Source organism: Hymenobacter arizonensis (genome assembly GCF_900115775.1).
In the GTDB taxonomy this organism is placed as follows: Bacteria; Bacteroidota; Bacteroidia; order Cytophagales; family Hymenobacteraceae; genus Hymenobacter; species Hymenobacter arizonensis.
Window position 1 is genome coordinate 393,482 of record NZ_FOXS01000006.1, and the last position, 17,160, is coordinate 410,641.

The following is a 17,160-nucleotide window of genomic DNA, read 5'->3' on the forward strand; positions in this document are numbered from 1 at the left end:
TGGCGTTGCGTTCGGGGCGCAATCGTAACACAGCCACTATCCAGAAACTCATACGAACTCAAGAGTTACACTGCCCAACTACACAGCATTGCGAGCAGGAGGCATTTCCTCCGGTGGCACGGCAATTATTTTACCGTCGCGGGAGATTATAACCGGACTCTGCTTGTACTTTTTGAAAGCGAGCATGGCCTTGTATGTAGCTATAAGGCCAATTTGTAGCTGCTGATTGATGTGCGCGGCTTGCTCTTTTTTAGACATGATATTTAGCAGTTAGTTGTTGCCAAAGAAGCTGATTAGTTACAAAAATTTCGCCATCTGCATTCGTCGCTATCAACTGCCCAGCACCGTCAGAATTATCAATAAACGACCAGTTATCTACTACGGTGCAATAAGCGGCAAAAAATTGCTGTAAACCCCCATCATAGCGCCGCCTGATAACTAGTTCCGGAATATGGTGACCACCTTCGCGTACTCGCTCTTTCACCCGGTTCACGGCTAATTCAGGAGAATTGAGCCAGAAAAAGAACAGACTGACAAAATACCCCTGCTCTCGCGCCTCCGCGATAAACCGCAGGTAATGCCGCGTGGCCAGCGTGGTTTCCAGTGCGAAAGTCTCCCCCGCTGCCAGCAATTCGTGCAGCCGCGCCAGCATCAGACGGCCCGCCTGGATGCTCACCGTTTCGGGCTGGAAGGGCGAGAGGCCCCGGGCTATTTCGTCAGCATTCACAAACTCGCGGCAACCCAGCAGGCCGGGAAGCAGGGCGAAGGCAGCAGTGGTTTTGCCTGCGCCGTTGCAGCCGGCTAAGAGGTATAGGGTCTTCATAGACCGAATCCTATTCCAGTTTTGCTTAACTCATTTGCTCCCGGCAAAATGGATGAGCTACCAATTTTGCCGACAGCTATTTTGTGAATATGATATTTTAAGCTTCTTGAAGCCGCTGCAATTTCTTCCCAATTCCAGCAATTCACCTTGCCTTTTTCTATTCTGATGTCTTCCCATGCCAATGCTCCTTTCTCACTGAAATGCCCAATAGAAGAATTAGAAAGGATGTTGTTTTGACATCCGCCCAAATACAGTTGAATCATTCCCCAAGCATCTGTTGAGTAGCGGTGGGTATGTCCATTACAACTCTCCGGGTTCAATTTTATTTTTCTAAATGCTACCGCTCCACCAAAACGAGGACTCCACATTTGGAAAGTAACGGCGGACTGGCCACCACTTTCTAAATCAAACTTTGCTGCTATTTCATCTGCACTTATGTACTGGCAAACTTCTTGACCAAGTTCAGAATAGCAGTCAAAAACTTGTAAATCTGTGTTTTCGAAAATAAAGTTTAAAACCCAGATTATATCCGCCCTATTCGCTAAGAAATTGTAGTTCATACCTCACACCTGAATAACCCCCACATTGTACGCCTTCTCAATCGGCGCATGATTCGCGGCAGCAATCCCCTCCGAAATCACCCGGCGCGTTTCCAGTGGGTCAATCACCGCATCGACCCAGAGGCGCGCCGCGGCGTAGTAGGGCGATAACTGCTCCTCATACCGGGCCTTGATGCGGTCGAGCAATTCCTTTTCCGCCTCCGGAGTAATCACCTCCCCCTTAGCTTTTAGAGAAGCTACCTGAATCTGCAGCAGCGTATTGGCCGCCGCGGCGCCGCTCATTACGGCGAGTTGCGCCGTAGGCCAGGCCACAATGAGGCGTGGGTCGTAGGCTTTGCCGCACATGGCGTAGTTGCCAGCGCCGTAGCTGTTGCCCACAATGACCGTGAACTTGGGCACCACCGAGTTGCTCATGGCATTCACCATCTTGGCGCCGTCCTTGATGATGCCGCCCTGCTCGGAAGTTGAGCCCACCATGAAGCCCGACACGTCGTGCAGAAACACCAGCGGAATGCGCTTCTGGTTGCAGTTCATGATGAAGCGGGCGGCTTTGTCAGCCGAGTCGGAGTAGATGACGCCGCCCATCTGCATGCCGGTTTTCTTGCTCTTCACAATCTTGCGCTGGTTGGCTACGATGCCCACGGCCCAGCCATCGATGCGGGCCAGGCCGCAGATGAGCGTCTGGCCGTAGAGGTCCTTGTAGGGCTCAAATTCCGAGTTGTCGACCAGGCGCGAAATGATGTCCATCATGTCGTAGGGCTTCACGCGGTCGGAGGGCAGCAGGCCGTAGATTTCCTGCTCGTCCTGCGCGGGCTTAGCGGGTGCTACGCGGCTGAAGCCGGCCGTGGCTTGGCCGCCCATCTTGTCGAAGATGTTACGGATGTGCTCGAGGCACTCCTCGTCGGTTTCAAACTTGTAGTCCGTCACGCCCGATATTTCGGAGTGCATGCTCGCGCCGCCCAGGGCCTCGTTATCGATGGTTTCGCCGATGGCCGACTTCACCAAATAAGAGCCAGCCAGGAACACCGAGCCCGTGCCGTTCACTATCATGGCCTCGTCGGACATGATGGGCAAATAGGCGCCGCCAGCCACGCAGGGACCCATGATGGCCGAAATCTGCACGATGCCCATGCTGCTCATCACCGCGTTGTTGCGGAAGATGCGGCCGAAGTGCTCCTTATCCGGAAAAATCTCATCCTGCATGGGCAGGTACACGCCTGCCGAATCGACGAGGTAGATAATTGGCAGCTTGTTTTCGATGCTGATTTCCTGGGCCCGCAGGTTCTTTTTGGCCGTGATGGGAAACCACGCGCCGGCCTTCACCGTGGCGTCGTTGGCCACCACCACACACTGCCGCCCGGCTACGTAGCCGATGACCACGACCACGCCGCCGCCGGGGCAGCCACCCTCCTCTTTGTACATGCCCTCGCCCGCAAATGCGCCAATTTCAACCGTGGCCGCGCCTTTGTCCAGCAAATAATCAATCCGCTCGCGGGCGGTGAGCTTGCCTTTGGCTTTGTGAGCCGCGATGCGCTTTTCGCCCCCGCCAAGGGCTACTTTCTGAAACTTCTGGCTGAGGTTGAAGCTGAGTTGCTTGAGTTGGTCTTCGTTGCGGTTGAACTCGACGTTCATAAGAGGGATGTGGTGGGATTTTGGAAAATGAGCACAAAAAAATCCGCCCGGGGGCGGATTTCAAAGGTACGGTAGGTAGTTAGAACGTCGCAGCAGAGCGTTTCCGGTTGTCCGTCATGCAGAGCGCAGCGAAGCATCTCGCCTGAGGTAGCAATTACTGCCGCTGCAACGAAGCGGGCGAGATGCTTCGCTGCGCTCTGCATGACGTTCTTTTTACGCCAGTAAAGCGCTACTTAACCGTGGTTTTGGTTTCAGTGTCTACCGTAGTGCCGTTGGGCCGGGTGACGGTGGTTTCCACTTCGGTCTTTTTCTTGTCCTTGCCGCCGCCAAATACCGAGAAGTGCACATACCGCTTGGGGTTGGCTTTGAAGTCGGAAATCAGCGCGTTGGAGCTGGCAGCAGTGGCGTTGAGGTTGTTGTAGAGCAGCGTGTCGTTAATCAGCTTGCCCATCGAGCCCTTTTGGTCATTGAGGGCGCGGTTGAGGCTGGCTACGGTGGTTTGGGCTTCGGCCATGGTAGCATCGAGGCGGCGCAGAGCGGGGCCCACCGGAGCAGATTTTAGGGAGTCAGAGAGTTGGCTGAAGTTGTTGGCGATGCGGTCGAGTTTGGTCGTCGACTTGTTCAGCGCACTGCTCATTTGGGCCAGGTTGGTGGTAATCTGGTTGATGTTGCGCTGGTTGGCGGCAATCAATGCCTGCAGGGCTTCGGTGCTCTGGCGGGCGCTGCGCAGCGTGCCTTGGATGTTGGTTTGGGCGTCTTGGTTCAGGAAGGCGTTGATGTGGGCCAGCGTGGCGCCCACGGTATCGAGCACGGGCAAGGCTTTGGCCTGAAACGCATCGATGGTGCTGATGGCCGATTTCGTGACCAGCTCTTCGCCGCCGTTGAACTCCTTATTGTTTTTGCCCAAAAACAAGGTAATCGTCTTCGAACCCAGCAGGGTGCCGCTGAGGCCGGCCACCGTAGAGTCGCCTACCACAATGCCCTTTTGCAGTTCCAGCGAGGCGCGTACGGCATTGCCCCGCTCGGGCTGAAGTTCCAAGTTTTTAACCTGGCCTACTTTGATGCCGTTCAGGATGACCTGCGCGCCCACGTTCAGGCCCTCCACGTTGGGATAGGTGGCGTAGTAAGTGCGGTCATCGGACAGCACATTGGTGCCGCGCAGAAAATTGTAGCCGATAACGAGCGCGGCAATGGCCACAATGGCAAGCAGCGCCACTTTTATTTCTTTAGACACGGGAAGCAGATAAATGGGTGGGTGAATGGGGAAGCAACGGCAACGAATTTGAGGATGATACGGGAGAACACAGCAGGTAGATTGCTGCTGCAAAACGACGCGTATCAGCCTGTTTTCACGAGCCGCCTTCTAGTTCGCGCTTGTATTCGCGGAAAGCACGATAGATTCCCGCCGCCATATACGACTGATTAGCTTTGTCGTTGAGGTACCGCTCCTCAGCCGGGTTGGTTAGGAAGCCCGATTCGATGAGGACGGAGGGCATGGTCGACTTCCAGAGCACCAGAAAACCGGCCTGTTTTACGCCGCGGCTGGGCCGTTTTACCGTGGTGCGCAGCTGCCGGTCGACGCGTTGCGCAAACCGAAGGCTGTTGGTAATGTAGGCCGATTGAAAGAGCGAAAACAGAATATGGCTCTGCGGCGAGCGGGGGTCAAACCCGTCGTAGCGCTTCTGATAGTCCTTTTCCTGCAGAATAACCGCGTTTTCGCGCTGGGCCACGCCCAGGTTGGCGTTGCTCTTGTGCAGGCCCATGGTCCACACTTCGGCGCCGTGGCTCTGGCTGGGGCCGGCGTTGCAGTGGATGGAAATGAACAGGTCGGCGTGGTTGCGGTTGGCAATGGCGGCCCGCTCGGCCAGCTCGATAAATACGTTGGTTTTGCGCGTGTAAATGACTTTAACGTCGGGCATATTTTCTTCAATCTGCTTGCCCAGCGCCAGCACCAGGCTCAGCGATACGTCGGCTTCGCGCGCCACCACGCCCGCGCAGCCCCGGTCCTTGCCGCCGTGGCCCGCGTCGAGCACCACGGTGCGCAGGCGGTAGCGGTAGGGAGAATTGAATGCCGGGAGTGCGGTATCGGCCACAATACGCGCCGAATCGGCCGTGGTCTGGGCCTCCGCTTTCCACTCCCCGCTGCCCGCGCCGAGTAGCAGCAAGACGGCACTAGCTAAGATGACAATAATCCGCACGTTGTTCGTTGAAGGGGCGGTAGCGACCTGCTACCTTTGTAGAAGCCCCAAAAGTAAACGAAATTAACCGCTACTACCCTTTGCCTGCTCGGTTTGGTCTTCGTTTTGACGCTGGTATGCGGCCGTGGCCGCGCCGCATAGCCCCAACGAAGGAGGGCCCCAAACTGCTGGGGCTCATTTTTTTATTCTGTTTGAGCTTTGCTAACGCGGCCTGGAGCCAGACCGTGACGCCGGCCCGGCCCAAACCGGCGCCCGCCAAACCGACCCAGCGGCCGGGCAGTGCCCCAACCCCGCCGGTGCGCTACATCTCGCCCGACCCGCGCGACCCCGTTGGGCCGCCCCCGCCCGGCGTGCAGAATACTGGCCAGCCCCGCATACCCGGCACCTCGCACAAGCCCGTGCCCGACACGCTGGCGCCGGCGGGCCGCGTCCTCCGTCCCGGCACCACCCCCACCGATACCGCTGGCCTGGTAAATGGCGTGAGCCGCCGCGGCGACTCCCTGCAGGTAGCGGCTCGGCGCCGTGGCCAAATTGAAACCACCATTGCCTACACGGCCAAGGACTCCATTCAGTTCGACGTTACCAAGAAGGTTGCCCGGCTCTACAACAAAGCCACCGTCAACTACGGCGACACCGACCTGAAAGCAGCAGTCATCACCGTCGACTACGGCAACAACACCATGACCGCCGATGGCCGGCGCGACTCCATCACCAATCGCCTACTCGACCGGCCCGTGCTCAAGGACAAGGGCGGCTTGTACACGGCCAGCAACATTGCCTACAACTTCAAAACCAAAAAAGCCCGCGTGAGCGATGCCGTCACGACCCAGGGCGAGGGTTACGTGAGTGCATCCGTTATCAAGCGGCTGCCCAACGGCGACATCAACGGCCTGATAGGGCGCTACACCACTTGCAACCTGGAGCACCCGCACTTCTACATCCAAGCCAAAAACATGAAGGTAATTCCGGGCGACAAAGTCGTGACCGGGCCCTTCAACCTGGTTATCGGCGACGTGCCCACGCCGCTGGGCTTCCTGTTCGGCTTCTTCCCCACGCCCAACAAAAGCCGGGGCTCGGGCGTGCTCATCCCCACCTTTGGGCAGGCCGCCGACCGCGGGTACTTCCTCACCAACGGCGGCTACTACTTCGCGCCCAACGACTACATCGGCGTGCGCCTGACCGGCGACATCTACGCTGGCAACGCCCAGACCTGGGGCGGCTTCGGTGCCACCGCCGACGTCACCTACCTCAAGCGCTACACCTACCAGGGCAATTTTAACTTTCGCTTCGCGAACCGCCCCAGCAATCAAATCCTGGCCACCGACGCCGTTACCACCAGCCCGGTCTACATTAGGCCGCCCGATGCCAACTCGTTCTGGATAAGCTGGAACCACACGCCCGTGCCCAAGCCCGGCGGCGGGCGCTTCTCGGCCAACGTCAACGCCGGTACCAGCAGCTTCAACCGCATCAATAGCTTCGACGCCCGCCGGCTGTTGGCCACCCAGTTTACCTCTGGCATCAGCTACTCCAAGCAGATTCGCAACTCGCCTGTCAATTACGACATCAAGCTCAGCCAGAGCCAAGGCACCGATGGGTCGATGCGCTTCGTATTGCCCGACCTGAGCCTGGGCGTGGCCCGGCAGTACCCGTACCAGTGGCTTGGCATCGAGCCCGGCGGCAAGTATGGCTCTCTGTACGAGCAAATCACCCTCAGCTACAACCTGACGGCCAGCAATGAGTTAACCAACAGCGTGGCTCCCCGCACCCTCGCCAACGGCTTGCCGCTGCTGGGTGGCTCCACTACGGCCAGCACCATTCCGTTGCGCTTCTCCAACGTTGGCCGGCTGCTGCTCAACTCACGCAACGGCATTCAGCACGCGTTCAACATCGGCCTGGGTTCCTACAATGTGCTCAAGCATTTTCAGTTCACGCCCGCCGTCAACTACGGCGAGGTGTGGTATGGCCAGCGCCTCAACTACAGCTTCAGCCCCGTGGCCCAAGCAGTGCGCATCGACACCACCTACGGCCTGAACCGCATCTACAGCTACTCTACCTCGGCCAGCCTGAACACCACGTTCTACGGCACCGTTATCCGCAAGGGCACGCACAAAATCCAGGCCCTGCGGCATAAGGTTACGCCTAGCCTCAACTTCAGCTACTCGCCAGACTTTACGCAGCGCGCCGGCGTCAACCCATTCGGCGCTGACATTCTCGCCCCCCGCAACAGAAATGCTTCCTTAGAGCCGCGCCAGCCACTGCTACTCAATCAGTTTGGTCAGTACGTCGAAGGCGATGATGAACTTAACCGATACACATTCAACAACTTCAACAACTTCCTGTACGGCGCCCCCGGCGGCCCTCGGCAAAGCCAGATTTCCTTCTCGTTGCAGAATGCCATCGAGATGAAGGTGCGCGACCCCAACGACACCACCGGCCTCACGCCTTTCAAAAAGGTAGACTTGTTCCGGAACCTCGACCTGAATCTTTCTTACGATTTTACCAGACCCAGTTTTAAGCTCTCGCCGCTGTCCCTTGTTTTCAGCACCGAGATTGCCAAAAAGCTCGCCCTAAATGGCAACGCGCAGTTCGACCCTTACCAACGCGACAGTCGCGGCCAGCCAATCGACAGGTACTTGTTTCAGGCCAGCAGCCCCCGGCTCCTGCGTTTGACTTCGGCCAGCATCAGCACAGGTTACGCTTTCAACCCCACCGCCGGCAAGAAAAAGAGCGTGGTGCCGCGGGCCGTGGCTCCCAGCAACGACCCCACCCTCGGCACCGTGGGCCCGCCCAACCTCTACGCCGATTACGTGGACTTCGAAATTCCCTGGGAACTGTCGTTACAGTACGCGGCGGGCTATTCTACCATTCGGGTGCCCCGCCGGCCCGGCGACCCGCGCGCGCCCTTGCTCTCCCTGCATACCATAGGTGGCACCGGCTCCATCAAGCTCACCCCCAACCTGCGCCTGAGCGGCAACTTCAGCTACGACATCGCAAGCCAGACGTTCGTGTATCCCAACGTCGCGTTCGTGCGCGACCTGCACTGCTGGCAAATCACCGGAAGCTGGATTCCCTTCGGTCAGCTCCGCGGCTATGGATTCACCATTGCCGCCAAGAGCAGCCTGTTGCAGGATTTGAAGCTTAACCGCAACCGCTACGCGCAGTTCCAGTAAGCACCCCTGGTGTCATGTTCGCGGTGACAAAAACGCAGCATACGCCAGCGTAGCACTCGCTTAAATCTGCTCTTCTCATCAATACCCCACTGTTTGTGTAAGATTTTTGAGCCCAGCCAGCACCCGCTGGCTGGGCTCCTTTGTATGGCCCGCCGCAGTATTCTTCCTATGCAGTTGAGGTAGTGCTAAAATGAAAAAGACATGCCCGGAGCAGCAAGATTCTTAGAAAGCCTGCGGCCACGGAGAGAGCCCTTTTTTACCGCCAGTATTATTCTAATGCGTTCGTTCGATAGTAAATAAATTATTTGTTCTCAGCTTTGCCCTGCCGCAAGGCGCTTACCATAGCAATTCGTCCTCTCTCAACCACCATGTCTCAGCATAAGGAAGTCAAGCTCGTTACCACCCATCAGATGCTGGCTATGAAGCAGCGCGGAGAAAAAATCTCCATGCTCACGGCCTACGACTTCTCGATGGCGCAAATTCTCGACGGGGCCGGCATCGATGTGCTGCTCGTCGGCGACTCGGCTTCCAACGTCATGGCCGGCCACGAAACCACCCTGCCCATTACCCTCGACCAGATTATTTACCATGCCCAGGGCGTGGTTCGGGCTGTAAAGCGGGCTTTTGTGGTGGTTGACATGCCTTTTGGCTCGTACCAGGGCAACTCGTCGGTGGCGCTACAGTCGGCCATCCGCATCATGAAAGAAAGCGGCGGCCACGGCGTCAAGCTCGAAGGCGGCGCCGAGGTGAAGGATTCCATTATCCGTATTCTCACCGCTGGCATTCCCGTGATGGGCCACTTGGGCCTGACTCCTCAGAGTATTTACAAGTTCGGTACCTACTCGGTGCGCGCCAAGGAAGATGCCGAAGCCCAAAAACTCCTCGAAGACGCCCGCCTGCTCCAGGAGATTGGCTGCTTTGGCCTAGTACTTGAAAAAATCCCAGCGGCCCTCGCCAAGCAGGTAGCCGATGAGCTTAGCATCCCCGTCATCGGAATTGGCGCCGGGCCCGATGTGGACGGCCAGGTGCTGGTAGTGCACGATTTGCTGGGCATTACCAAAGAATTCAAGCCGCGCTTCCTACGCCGCTACGCCGAACTGCACGACATCATGACCGAAGCCGTGCAGCACTACGTGGCCGACGTGAAAAGCCGCGAGTTTCCCAGCAAAGAAGAAGGATACTAAGCCAGGTCCGCAGTTGGACTAAAAAAGCCCTGGTCGGCAGCAAATAGGCATTGCTGCCGACCAGGGCTTTTTTTCAAGCAGAGCACAATGCTACAGTGCATCCTCCAGTTCCGCCCCGCACTGGGCACGGCCGGGGTATTGACTTTGGTTTACAGCTTCCTGTTTGTGGTATTGCAGCTTCAGGATTATGCGGTGCTGGTGAGTAATCTGGGACTGGTGCTGGCCTTGAGCGTGGTGATGCTTCTCTCCAGCAAATTGGATTGGGACACCCCCGTGGCCAACTCCGTGGAGAGACCAGATACGACCTATCCTGGTTCGGTTACGCTTCGGTTCAGCTTCGTATCTTCGCCTCACCAAAAGCAAGAGCGGAGCGCCCGGTGAGTGTGGTCTGATGTCGTGCGGTAGCCCCCAGTGGGCCCTGGCCCCCTCCTGCTGAACCCCATATCCCGCCCGCACCCGCCGCGTGAATCGTCCCAACATCTGGTCCGAAGGCAGAGAAATTCTGTTTGAAGACAACCATCTCCTCGTCATCAACAAGCCCGCCGGCCTGCTCGTGCAGGGCGACGCCACCGGCGACGAGCCCCTCTCCAAGAAAGCCGCCGAGTACCTGCGCTTCAAATACAAGAAGCCCGGCGAAGCCTTTATTGGCGTGGCCCACCGCATCGACCGGCCCGTGAGCGGCATTGTGGTGCTGGCCAAAACCAGCAAAGCCCTGAGTCGCCTGAACGAAATGTTCCGTGACTCGCAGATGACCAAAACCTACTGGGCCCTCACCGGCAAGCCGCCCATTCCCGAAAATGGCACCTTGGTGCATTGGCTGGTTAAGGACACGGTGCGCAACGTCACCAAAGCGTATTCGGAAAAGCACTCGCAAGGCCTGCGTTCCGAGTTGCACTACGAACTGCTGGGCCAGGCCGGCAACCGCTACCTGCTCCAAGTGAACCCCGTGACGGGCCGTCCGCACCAGATTCGCACGCAACTGGCTACCGGCTTGAGCACGCCCATAGTAGGTGATGTGAAATACGGCTTCATCGCGCCCCTGCCCGATGTGAGCATCGCCCTGCACGCCCGCCAGCTGCAGCTGCAGCACCCCGTCACGAAGGAGGCCATGACCTTTGTGGCGCCCCTGCCTGATGCCCCGCACTGGGACGCGGCCCGCGAGTTTTATAAGTAGCACTAACGCTGTAGTTCGTGCCCCACGCCCTTGGCGCTGTTCCACAAGGCGCAAACTCGTGGACCAACGCTACGTGCAACATTTTGGCCTTATGGCCTTCAAATATTCGTCTGGGTACACCCGGCCGTAATTTTGCACTACTCCTTCTGAACCTTACCCCTGAGTTATTGCTTATTCGGGCAGTTCAGCTTCTATCCCTCCCTATGGCTATTCTCATTTTCTTCGTCGCCCACTACTATTTATCGCTGTTCACGCAGACGTTTTACCTGCACCGCTACGCGGCGCACAAAATGTTTACGATGAATAAATTCTGGGAGAAGTTCTTCTTTGCCTTCACATACATCTGCCAGGGCAGCAGCTTCCTGTCGCCGCGCGCTTACGCGCTGCTGCACCGCATGCACCACGCCTACTCCGACACCGAGCTGGACCCACACTCGCCCCATTTCTCGAACAACGCGTTCGACATGATGTGGAAGACCAAAGTAATTTACAACGACGTAGTGGCTGACAGCCACGAAGGCGCCAAGCGCTTCGAGGGCGACACGCCCGAGTGGGACTGGCTCGACAAATTTGGTGGCACCGTGTATTCCCGCCTGGGTTGGGGCACGGCGTACGTGCTGTTTTACATCAATTTTGCCACGGCTTGGTGGCAGTACCTGCTGCTCCCCATTCACTTCCTCATGGGCCCCATCCATGGCGCCATCGTGAACTGGGGTGGCCACAAGTACGGCTACCAGAACTTTGACAACCGCGACAAGTCGAAAAATACCCTGGCCCTGGACTTCCTGGCCTTCGGCGAGCTGTTCCAGAACAACCACCACAAGCTGCCCATGCGCGTCAACTTCGGCGTGAAATGGTGGGAGTTTGACCCTACCTACGTTGCCATCTGGAGCCTCGACAAAGTGGGCATCATCAAGATAAAGCGCAAGAATATGAACCTGAATACCATCTCCAAACTGGCCAAGCCCAAGCGCGAAGCCATGGCAGCCTAGTTGGCAAGTAGAAAAGCAAAAGCCCTGGCTTCATCGCCAGGGCTTTTTTTGTGCACTTGCTAGCTAATGCTCTGAACAAACGCTACCTTTGCACTCCAAATTTTTGGATATCTCACCAGACGCACGAGTTGCGTCGCACAAAACCCCACCGGTTTATGGCAGTTAAAATCCGCCTCGCCCGCCGTGGCCGCAAAAAGGCCGCGACTTACGACATCGTAGTAGCTGACGCCCGCGCTCCCCGCGACGGCCGTTTCATCGAGAAGCTCGGCACCTACAACCCCAACACCAACCCCGCCACCATCAACTACAACGCCGACCGCGCGTTCTACTGGATGATGACCGGTGCTCAGCCCACCGACACCGTTCGGGCCATGCTCAGCTACCGCGGCGTACTCTACCGTCGTCACCTGCAACTGGGTGTTGACAAAGGCGCTATCACCCAGGAGGTAGCCGACGAGCGTTTCAACGCTTGGAAAGAAGAGAAAGACGCTCGTATCGAAGGCAAGCGCACTGGCCTCGTTGATGCTAAAGAAGAAGCTCGCAAAGCTGCTTTCGCCGCCGAAACCAAGGTTAAAGAAGCTCGTTCGGAAGCCCAGCGTCAGAAAGCTGCTGCTTTGCTGGCTGCCAACGCACCCGCTCCCGCTGCTGAGGAAGCTACCGAGGCTCCGGCCGAAGAAGCTGCTACCGAAGCTGCCGAGTAGTTTTTAGGTTTCTAAACCGAAAGAGTTTGGGGGTTGTGAGCCGGACCGGCTGGCAACCCCCAAACTCTTTTTCGTTAAGCCCCTCCCCCGCCCATGACCCTCGACGAAACCTATCAGCTCGGCTACATCATCAAAACCCACGGCCTGCGCGGCCACGTGGTGGCGCACTTCGATGTAGACGATGTTAAGGCTTACCAAAAGCTCAAAACCGTGTACCTCACGCTGGCCGGCGCCCCCACCAAGCTGGTGGAGCACCAGGTAGAAAAAGTGCAGCCCCAGCCCAACTCCCGCGTGCTGCTCAAGCTCCGCGGCATCGAGCGCATTGAGGAAGCCGAGCTTCTGCGCGGCTCCCAGCTGCACCTGCCCCTCACGCAGCTCCCCGAGCTGGAGGAAGACCAGTTCTACTTCCACGACGTTATCGGCTTCACCGTAGTCGACTCCGCTCTGGGCGAGCTGGGCACCGTGGAGAACTTTTACGAGCTGCCCCAGCAAGACATGCTGGCCATGCGCTACCAGGGCCAGGAAGTCCTGATTCCGGTAGTGGATGAACTGGTGAGTCACGCCAACCAGGAGAAGAAGCAGATTTACGTGAACCTGCCCGACGGCTTGCTCGATGTGTACCTGAAGCCCTCTTCCCGCGAAAAGGACGAGCCCGACGAATTTGATGAAGCATAGTAGCGCGGACTTTTAGTCCGCGCCTGAACGAACTCCGACCTAAACGCGGACTAAAAGTCCGCGCTACACTCCATGCGCATCGACATTCTCACCTGCCTGCCGGAGCTGCTGGTTAGCCCCTTCGCTCATTCCATCGTGAAGCGGGCACAAGACAAGGGCCTGGCCGAAATTCACCTGCATCAGCTGCGCGATAAGGCCATCAACAAGCACGGGCAGATTGATGATGCCGTGTTTGGCGGCGGGGCCGGTATGGTGCTGCGCGTAGAGCCCATCGCAGCCTGGATAGACGAGCTACAGGCCCAGCGGCCCTACGATGCCATAATCTACCTCACGCCCGACGGCGAAACCCTGCGCCAGCCGCTGGCCAACCGGCTTTCGCTGTTCCAGAACATCATCATGCTCTGCGGTCATTACAAGGGAATCGACGAGCGAATCCGCAGCACCTACATCACGCACGAAATCAGCGTGGGCGACTACGTGCTGAGCGGTGGTGAGCTGGGAGCCGCAATCTTGGTAGATGCCGTGGTGCGGCTGCTGCCCGGCGTGCTAGGTAACGAAGAGTCGGCCCTGTCCGATTCTTTTCAGGACGACCTGCTGGCGCCGCCCGTGTACACCCGGCCCTCGGAGTGGCGCGGCCAAGCAGTGCCGGAAATTTTATTATCGGGCAATACGCCCAAAATCGAGGAGTGGCGGCACGAGCAGGCCTTGGCCCGCACGCAAGCCCGCCGTCCCGATTTATTGTCATAAAGACGCGTTAGCTGGTTGCTGAGCTGCTGAATCGACAGCAAATCAGTAAACAAGCTAACGTATGTTGTACAAACCGCTTGCTATCCTCAACGGAAAGCGTTATCTTTGCGGTCCGTTTCGTAAAATACTAAATCCCGACGGCGGCGCCGTCTTTCGCAATTTCTCAGCCATGAGCGTACTACTTGACTTTATCCAGGCCGAATCGCAGGAGCGCCGCGCCAGCTTCCCCCAGTTCGCCGCTGGTGACACCGTGAACGTGCACGTGAAAATCCGCGAGGGCAACAAGGAGCGTATCCAGCAGTTCCAGGGCGTGGTACTGCAGCGTCGCAACCCCAGCTCCAACGGCGAAACCTTCACCGTTCGCAAGATTTCTAACCAAATCGGCACCGAGCGTATCTTCCCCCTGCTGTCGCCTAACATCGATAAAATCGAGGTTATCCGTCGCGGTAAAGTACGTCGCGCCCGTCTGTTCTACCTGCGTGGCCTGTCCGGCAAAGCTTCCCGTATCAAGGAGCGTCGCCTCAACCAGGTTGCCAAGGCTACTGCCTAAGCACTGCCGCAACCTTTGGGTTGCTACTGATAATAAAAAAGCCGGTCCCACATGTGGGACCGGCTTTTTTAGGTTACAGCCGCTGCTCATTGCAGCACCGGCTGCTTGGAAACTTGCTTAGCTGTGCGAGGAGAAGTCCTGGGGCAGGCTGCCGTCGACTTCTACCGAGCTGCCCTGCAGCTGCTGAGCCACTGCGGTGAGCACCTCGCCCAGCTTGGTGACGCGCGTGGCGGTGTTCACGTTCTCGGCAAAATGAGCCGACTGCGCCGTGTGCGTGCCCAGGCGGGCCAGCAGCGGAGCAATGACGTTCACGTCGAGCGTACCGCTGCCGAAATGGGCCTTCAGGGCCTGCATGTCGACGATGAGTTGGTGAAACGCGGGGTTGTTGGCGTCTTTCAGGTCTTCAATCCACCGCTGAAAATGGTTGTCGAGGCCAGCGCGTGAGGCTTCTTCGTTGAGGTCGCTGGTGAGCAGGCCGATGGCACCTTCAAGGTGGGCTTGGTGCTGAACATCTTTCTTTTCCATGGTATCGTGTTGTGTGGGGGAAAGGGGCCGCAATGTTTGCGGCCATGTTCTTGCCAACGTAGTTCTGGCCCTTGGGGTTGGCGCCACACCCCAAACAAAAAGCCCCGCCGTAGATGGCGAGGCTTTTATACTAAAGAATAATATAGCTAAGCGACTACTCGATTTTGGTCATGCGGTCTTTCACGGCCTCCAGGGCCACGCGCATGTTTACAATGTCGCCACGAGCAGCTTCCTGCTCTTTCAGGTTGGCGTCGATGAGGTTGTTGAACTGCTGGAGTTCGGCAGCGTTGGTAGCCAGCATCTGCTGAATTTCGAGCTTACGAGCCTTGTTCTTGTCGATGTCCTTTTTGATGGTGTTCGACTTCTCGATAACCGCCATGTGGTTGTTTTGCGACGCTACCAGAGCACGCTCGGCTTCGGCAATCTGCGACACTAAGTCTTCGCGGTACATCATGCGAGCGAAATCCTTCAAGTACTTCTCGGCCGACTTCCACTGCACGGGGGTTTTCTCTTTGGCGAGGTAGGCATTGCCCAAGTCAATGCTCCACCACACGGTGGTTCCGGTAGGCGTAGCGTCGACTTTGCTGATAACGCGGATGGGCGTAGGTGCAATTTCTTCGATGATAACACCATCCATCGTGAGCACGCCTTTGGTGTTCTTCAGCTTGCTGCCAAACTTCTCGCTCAGCTGCTTCAACCAAGCCGCTTCGACACGCTTGTTATCGAGCTGAACACTCACCCGCTGACCGGTGCGGGGAACGTTGTTAATTGACATATCGTACTCGTCCACAACGGATTTCTGGGCATAACTGCTCAGCGTAGCCAAGCATAATACGAACAAGATGAGTAGGCTTTTTTTCATGGAGATAATAATTTATGGAAACGTTAAAGATGGTCGGTTGAAAAGACTTTATACTATGGTACCGTTGTCTGGCATTTCAAATTTAGCGTCTTTCTTCGATGCAAATTCTTACAACCATCACTTTTTTGCCAATAACTCCATTTTTGTTTCTTTAATCATAGTATTGCTTTTTTAAATTACAATATTTTTTCACAGCCTTAAGAATTGTCCATCTCTTGGTGAGGCCGATGTAACAAAGCAGGACTTGCACGAGTTGTAGGCCCCTATGCAAGTCACTATTTGCCGCGCCGAGCACTTCAACGCCGCCCACCGCCTGCACAATCCCGCCTGGGATGCCGAACACAACCAGCGGGTGTTTGGCAAATGCAACAACCCCAATTACCACGGGCATAACTATAACCTTATAGTGCGCCTCACTGGCCAGGTCGACCCCGAAACGGGCTACGTGTACGACACCAAGCGCTTGAGCAACCTTATAAAGCGCGAAGTACTGGACCGTTACGACCACCAAAACCTAAACCTGGATACGGAAGAGTTCCGTACCTTAAACCCCACAGCCGAAAACATTGCTGTGGTAATTTGGCAGCGCCTGCGCCCGCACCTGGCCGCTGAGCTTGCTCTCTCGGTTACGCTCTATGAGACGGACCGCAACTTTGTAGAATACCATGGATAACCCTTCCGGACTCGCCCCGGCCACTGACGCGCACTTGCCTACGGGCCTGCGCACTCCCCTCCGCGACGACGCGTTTGACCAAGCCGACGAGGCGAAGATTGCGGCCATTAGCGGCCACTTTGAGGCCATCATGCGCGAGCTTGGCCTCGACCTGACCGACGACAGCCTGGCGGGCACGCCGCGCCGCGTGGCCAAGATGTATGTGCAGGAATGGTTCAAGGGCCTCGACCCGAGGAACCGGCCCGAAGTGCGCATGTTCGACAACCGCTACAACTACCACCAGCTGCTGGTAGAGCGCGACATCACGCTTTTTTCGTGCTGCGAGCACCATTTCGTGCCCATTATCGGTAAAGCGCACGTGGCGTATTTGCCCGGTGCCAACGTGGTGGGCTTGAGCAAGCTCAACCGCGTGGTGCAATATTATGCCCGCCGCCCGCAGGTGCAGGAGCGCCTCACCCGTCAGATTGCCGAAGAGCTCAAGCAGAGCCTGGGCACCGACGACGTAGCCGTCCTCATCGAGGCCGACCACCTTTGCGTGATGAGCCGCGGCGTGAACGATACCAGCAGCTCGACGCTCACCAGCGAGTACGGTGGCCGCTTCGCCACCGACGAAGCCCTGCGGGGAGAGTTTTTGCGCCAGATTGGCAAGTAGGCTGCGTTGGTTGTTAGGTTCATGTTCAGGAACGGGCCAGTT

General features: G+C 57.2%; 19 protein-coding genes. 11 read left to right on the top strand and 8 right to left on the bottom strand.

The window, feature by feature from the left end; all coding sequences use genetic code 11:
* Window positions 1-78 precede the first annotated feature (78 nt).
* From BMZ66_RS20170 to BMZ66_RS20195, 6 genes are all read right to left on the bottom strand, one after another.
* A complete protein-coding gene (locus BMZ66_RS20170) occupies window positions 79-258 on the bottom strand; it encodes a hypothetical protein (protein WP_092677711.1) in 180 nt (59 codons plus the stop codon).
* Window positions 251-823: an ATPase gene (locus tag BMZ66_RS20175; protein ID WP_092677714.1), complete on the bottom strand. Its 573-nt coding sequence runs from the start codon at window positions 821-823 to the stop codon at window positions 251-253. The genes BMZ66_RS20170 and BMZ66_RS20175 overlap by 8 nt, the downstream gene beginning before the upstream one ends.
* The gene (locus BMZ66_RS25240; protein ID WP_143080305.1) at window positions 820-1,383 is read right to left on the bottom strand and encodes a hypothetical protein; all 564 of its coding nucleotides are present in this window, start codon (window positions 1,381-1,383) and stop codon (window positions 820-822) included. Before BMZ66_RS25240 ends, BMZ66_RS20175 begins: the two co-directional genes overlap by 4 nt.
* 3 nt (window positions 1,384-1,386) lie before the next feature.
* Complete coding sequence (locus BMZ66_RS20180) at window positions 1,387-3,015, bottom strand: acyl-CoA carboxylase subunit beta (protein ID WP_092677716.1); 1,629 nt, start codon at window positions 3,013-3,015, stop codon at window positions 1,387-1,389.
* Between the two features lie 229 nt (window positions 3,016-3,244).
* The gene (locus BMZ66_RS20190; RefSeq protein ID WP_177204828.1) at window positions 3,245-4,249 is read right to left on the bottom strand and encodes an MlaD family protein; all 1,005 of its coding nucleotides are present in this window, start codon (window positions 4,247-4,249) and stop codon (window positions 3,245-3,247) included.
* 115 nt (window positions 4,250-4,364) lie between these two features.
* Window positions 4,365-5,111 (bottom strand): N-acetylmuramoyl-L-alanine amidase family protein, encoded by a 747-nt coding sequence (locus BMZ66_RS20195; RefSeq protein WP_092677820.1) that lies wholly within the window; start codon window positions 5,109-5,111, stop codon window positions 4,365-4,367.
* Window positions 5,112-5,404: 293 nt separating this feature from the next.
* On the opposite strand from BMZ66_RS20195, the gene BMZ66_RS20200 reads away from it, so the two are divergent.
* The 9 genes from BMZ66_RS20200 (at window position 5,405) to rplS (ending at window position 14,406) form a co-directional block, all read left to right on the top strand.
* Window positions 5,405-8,383, top strand: a complete 2,979-nt coding sequence (locus BMZ66_RS20200; protein WP_143080306.1) for a putative LPS assembly protein LptD — start codon at window positions 5,405-5,407, stop codon at window positions 8,381-8,383.
* Between the two features lie 368 nt (window positions 8,384-8,751).
* A complete protein-coding gene (gene panB / locus BMZ66_RS20205) occupies window positions 8,752-9,567 on the top strand; it encodes a 3-methyl-2-oxobutanoate hydroxymethyltransferase (protein WP_092677724.1) in 816 nt (271 codons plus the stop codon).
* 87 nt (window positions 9,568-9,654) lie between these two features.
* Window positions 9,655-9,948, top strand: a complete 294-nt coding sequence (locus BMZ66_RS20210) for an inner membrane CreD family protein (protein WP_092677726.1) — start codon at window positions 9,655-9,657, stop codon at window positions 9,946-9,948.
* Window positions 9,949-10,030: 82 nt separating this feature from the next.
* Window positions 10,031-10,741, top strand: coding sequence for an RluA family pseudouridine synthase (locus BMZ66_RS20215; RefSeq protein ID WP_092677728.1), 711 nt, complete (start codon window positions 10,031-10,033; stop codon window positions 10,739-10,741).
* A gap of 203 nt (window positions 10,742-10,944) precedes the next feature.
* Window positions 10,945-11,733: an acyl-CoA desaturase gene (locus tag BMZ66_RS20220; RefSeq protein ID WP_092677730.1), complete on the top strand. Its 789-nt coding sequence runs from the start codon at window positions 10,945-10,947 to the stop codon at window positions 11,731-11,733.
* A 155-nt stretch (window positions 11,734-11,888) separates the two neighbouring features.
* Window positions 11,889-12,434 (top strand): 30S ribosomal protein S16, encoded by a 546-nt coding sequence (locus tag BMZ66_RS20225; RefSeq protein WP_092677732.1) that lies wholly within the window; start codon window positions 11,889-11,891, stop codon window positions 12,432-12,434.
* Window positions 12,435-12,527: 93 nt separating this feature from the next.
* Complete coding sequence (gene rimM, locus BMZ66_RS20230; protein ID WP_092677734.1) at window positions 12,528-13,109, top strand: ribosome maturation factor RimM; 582 nt, start codon at window positions 12,528-12,530, stop codon at window positions 13,107-13,109.
* A 72-nt stretch (window positions 13,110-13,181) separates the two neighbouring features.
* On the top strand, window positions 13,182-13,856 hold the full coding sequence (trmD, locus tag BMZ66_RS20235) for a tRNA (guanosine(37)-N1)-methyltransferase TrmD (RefSeq protein WP_092677736.1): 675 nt from the start codon (window positions 13,182-13,184) through the stop codon (window positions 13,854-13,856).
* Window positions 13,857-14,025: 169 nt separating this feature from the next.
* Window positions 14,026-14,406: a 50S ribosomal protein L19 gene (rplS, locus tag BMZ66_RS20240; RefSeq protein WP_092677738.1), complete on the top strand. Its 381-nt coding sequence runs from the start codon at window positions 14,026-14,028 to the stop codon at window positions 14,404-14,406.
* 117 nt (window positions 14,407-14,523) lie between these two features.
* Here the strand turns inward: rplS and BMZ66_RS20245 are convergent, their stop codons facing one another.
* Together BMZ66_RS20245 and BMZ66_RS20250 are read right to left on the bottom strand one after the other, a co-directional pair.
* Window positions 14,524-14,931 carry a hypothetical protein gene (locus tag BMZ66_RS20245; RefSeq protein ID WP_092677740.1) on the bottom strand — a complete coding sequence of 136 codons (408 nt, stop codon included), beginning with the start codon at window positions 14,929-14,931 and terminating at the stop codon, window positions 14,524-14,526.
* A gap of 154 nt (window positions 14,932-15,085) precedes the next feature.
* Entirely contained in the window at window positions 15,086-15,793 is a 708-nt protein-coding gene (locus BMZ66_RS20250) for a hypothetical protein (protein WP_092677742.1), read from the bottom strand.
* A 265-nt stretch (window positions 15,794-16,058) separates the two neighbouring features.
* Between BMZ66_RS20250 and BMZ66_RS20255 the strand changes: the two genes are divergently transcribed.
* Complete coding sequence (locus BMZ66_RS20255) at window positions 16,059-16,466, top strand: 6-pyruvoyl trahydropterin synthase family protein (protein WP_092677744.1); 408 nt, start codon at window positions 16,059-16,061, stop codon at window positions 16,464-16,466.
* The gene (gene folE / locus BMZ66_RS20260) at window positions 16,459-17,118 is read left to right on the top strand and encodes a GTP cyclohydrolase I FolE (RefSeq protein WP_092677746.1); all 660 of its coding nucleotides are present in this window, start codon (window positions 16,459-16,461) and stop codon (window positions 17,116-17,118) included. Before BMZ66_RS20255 ends, folE begins: the two co-directional genes overlap by 8 nt.
* The last annotated feature ends 42 nt before the right edge of the window (window positions 17,119-17,160 follow it).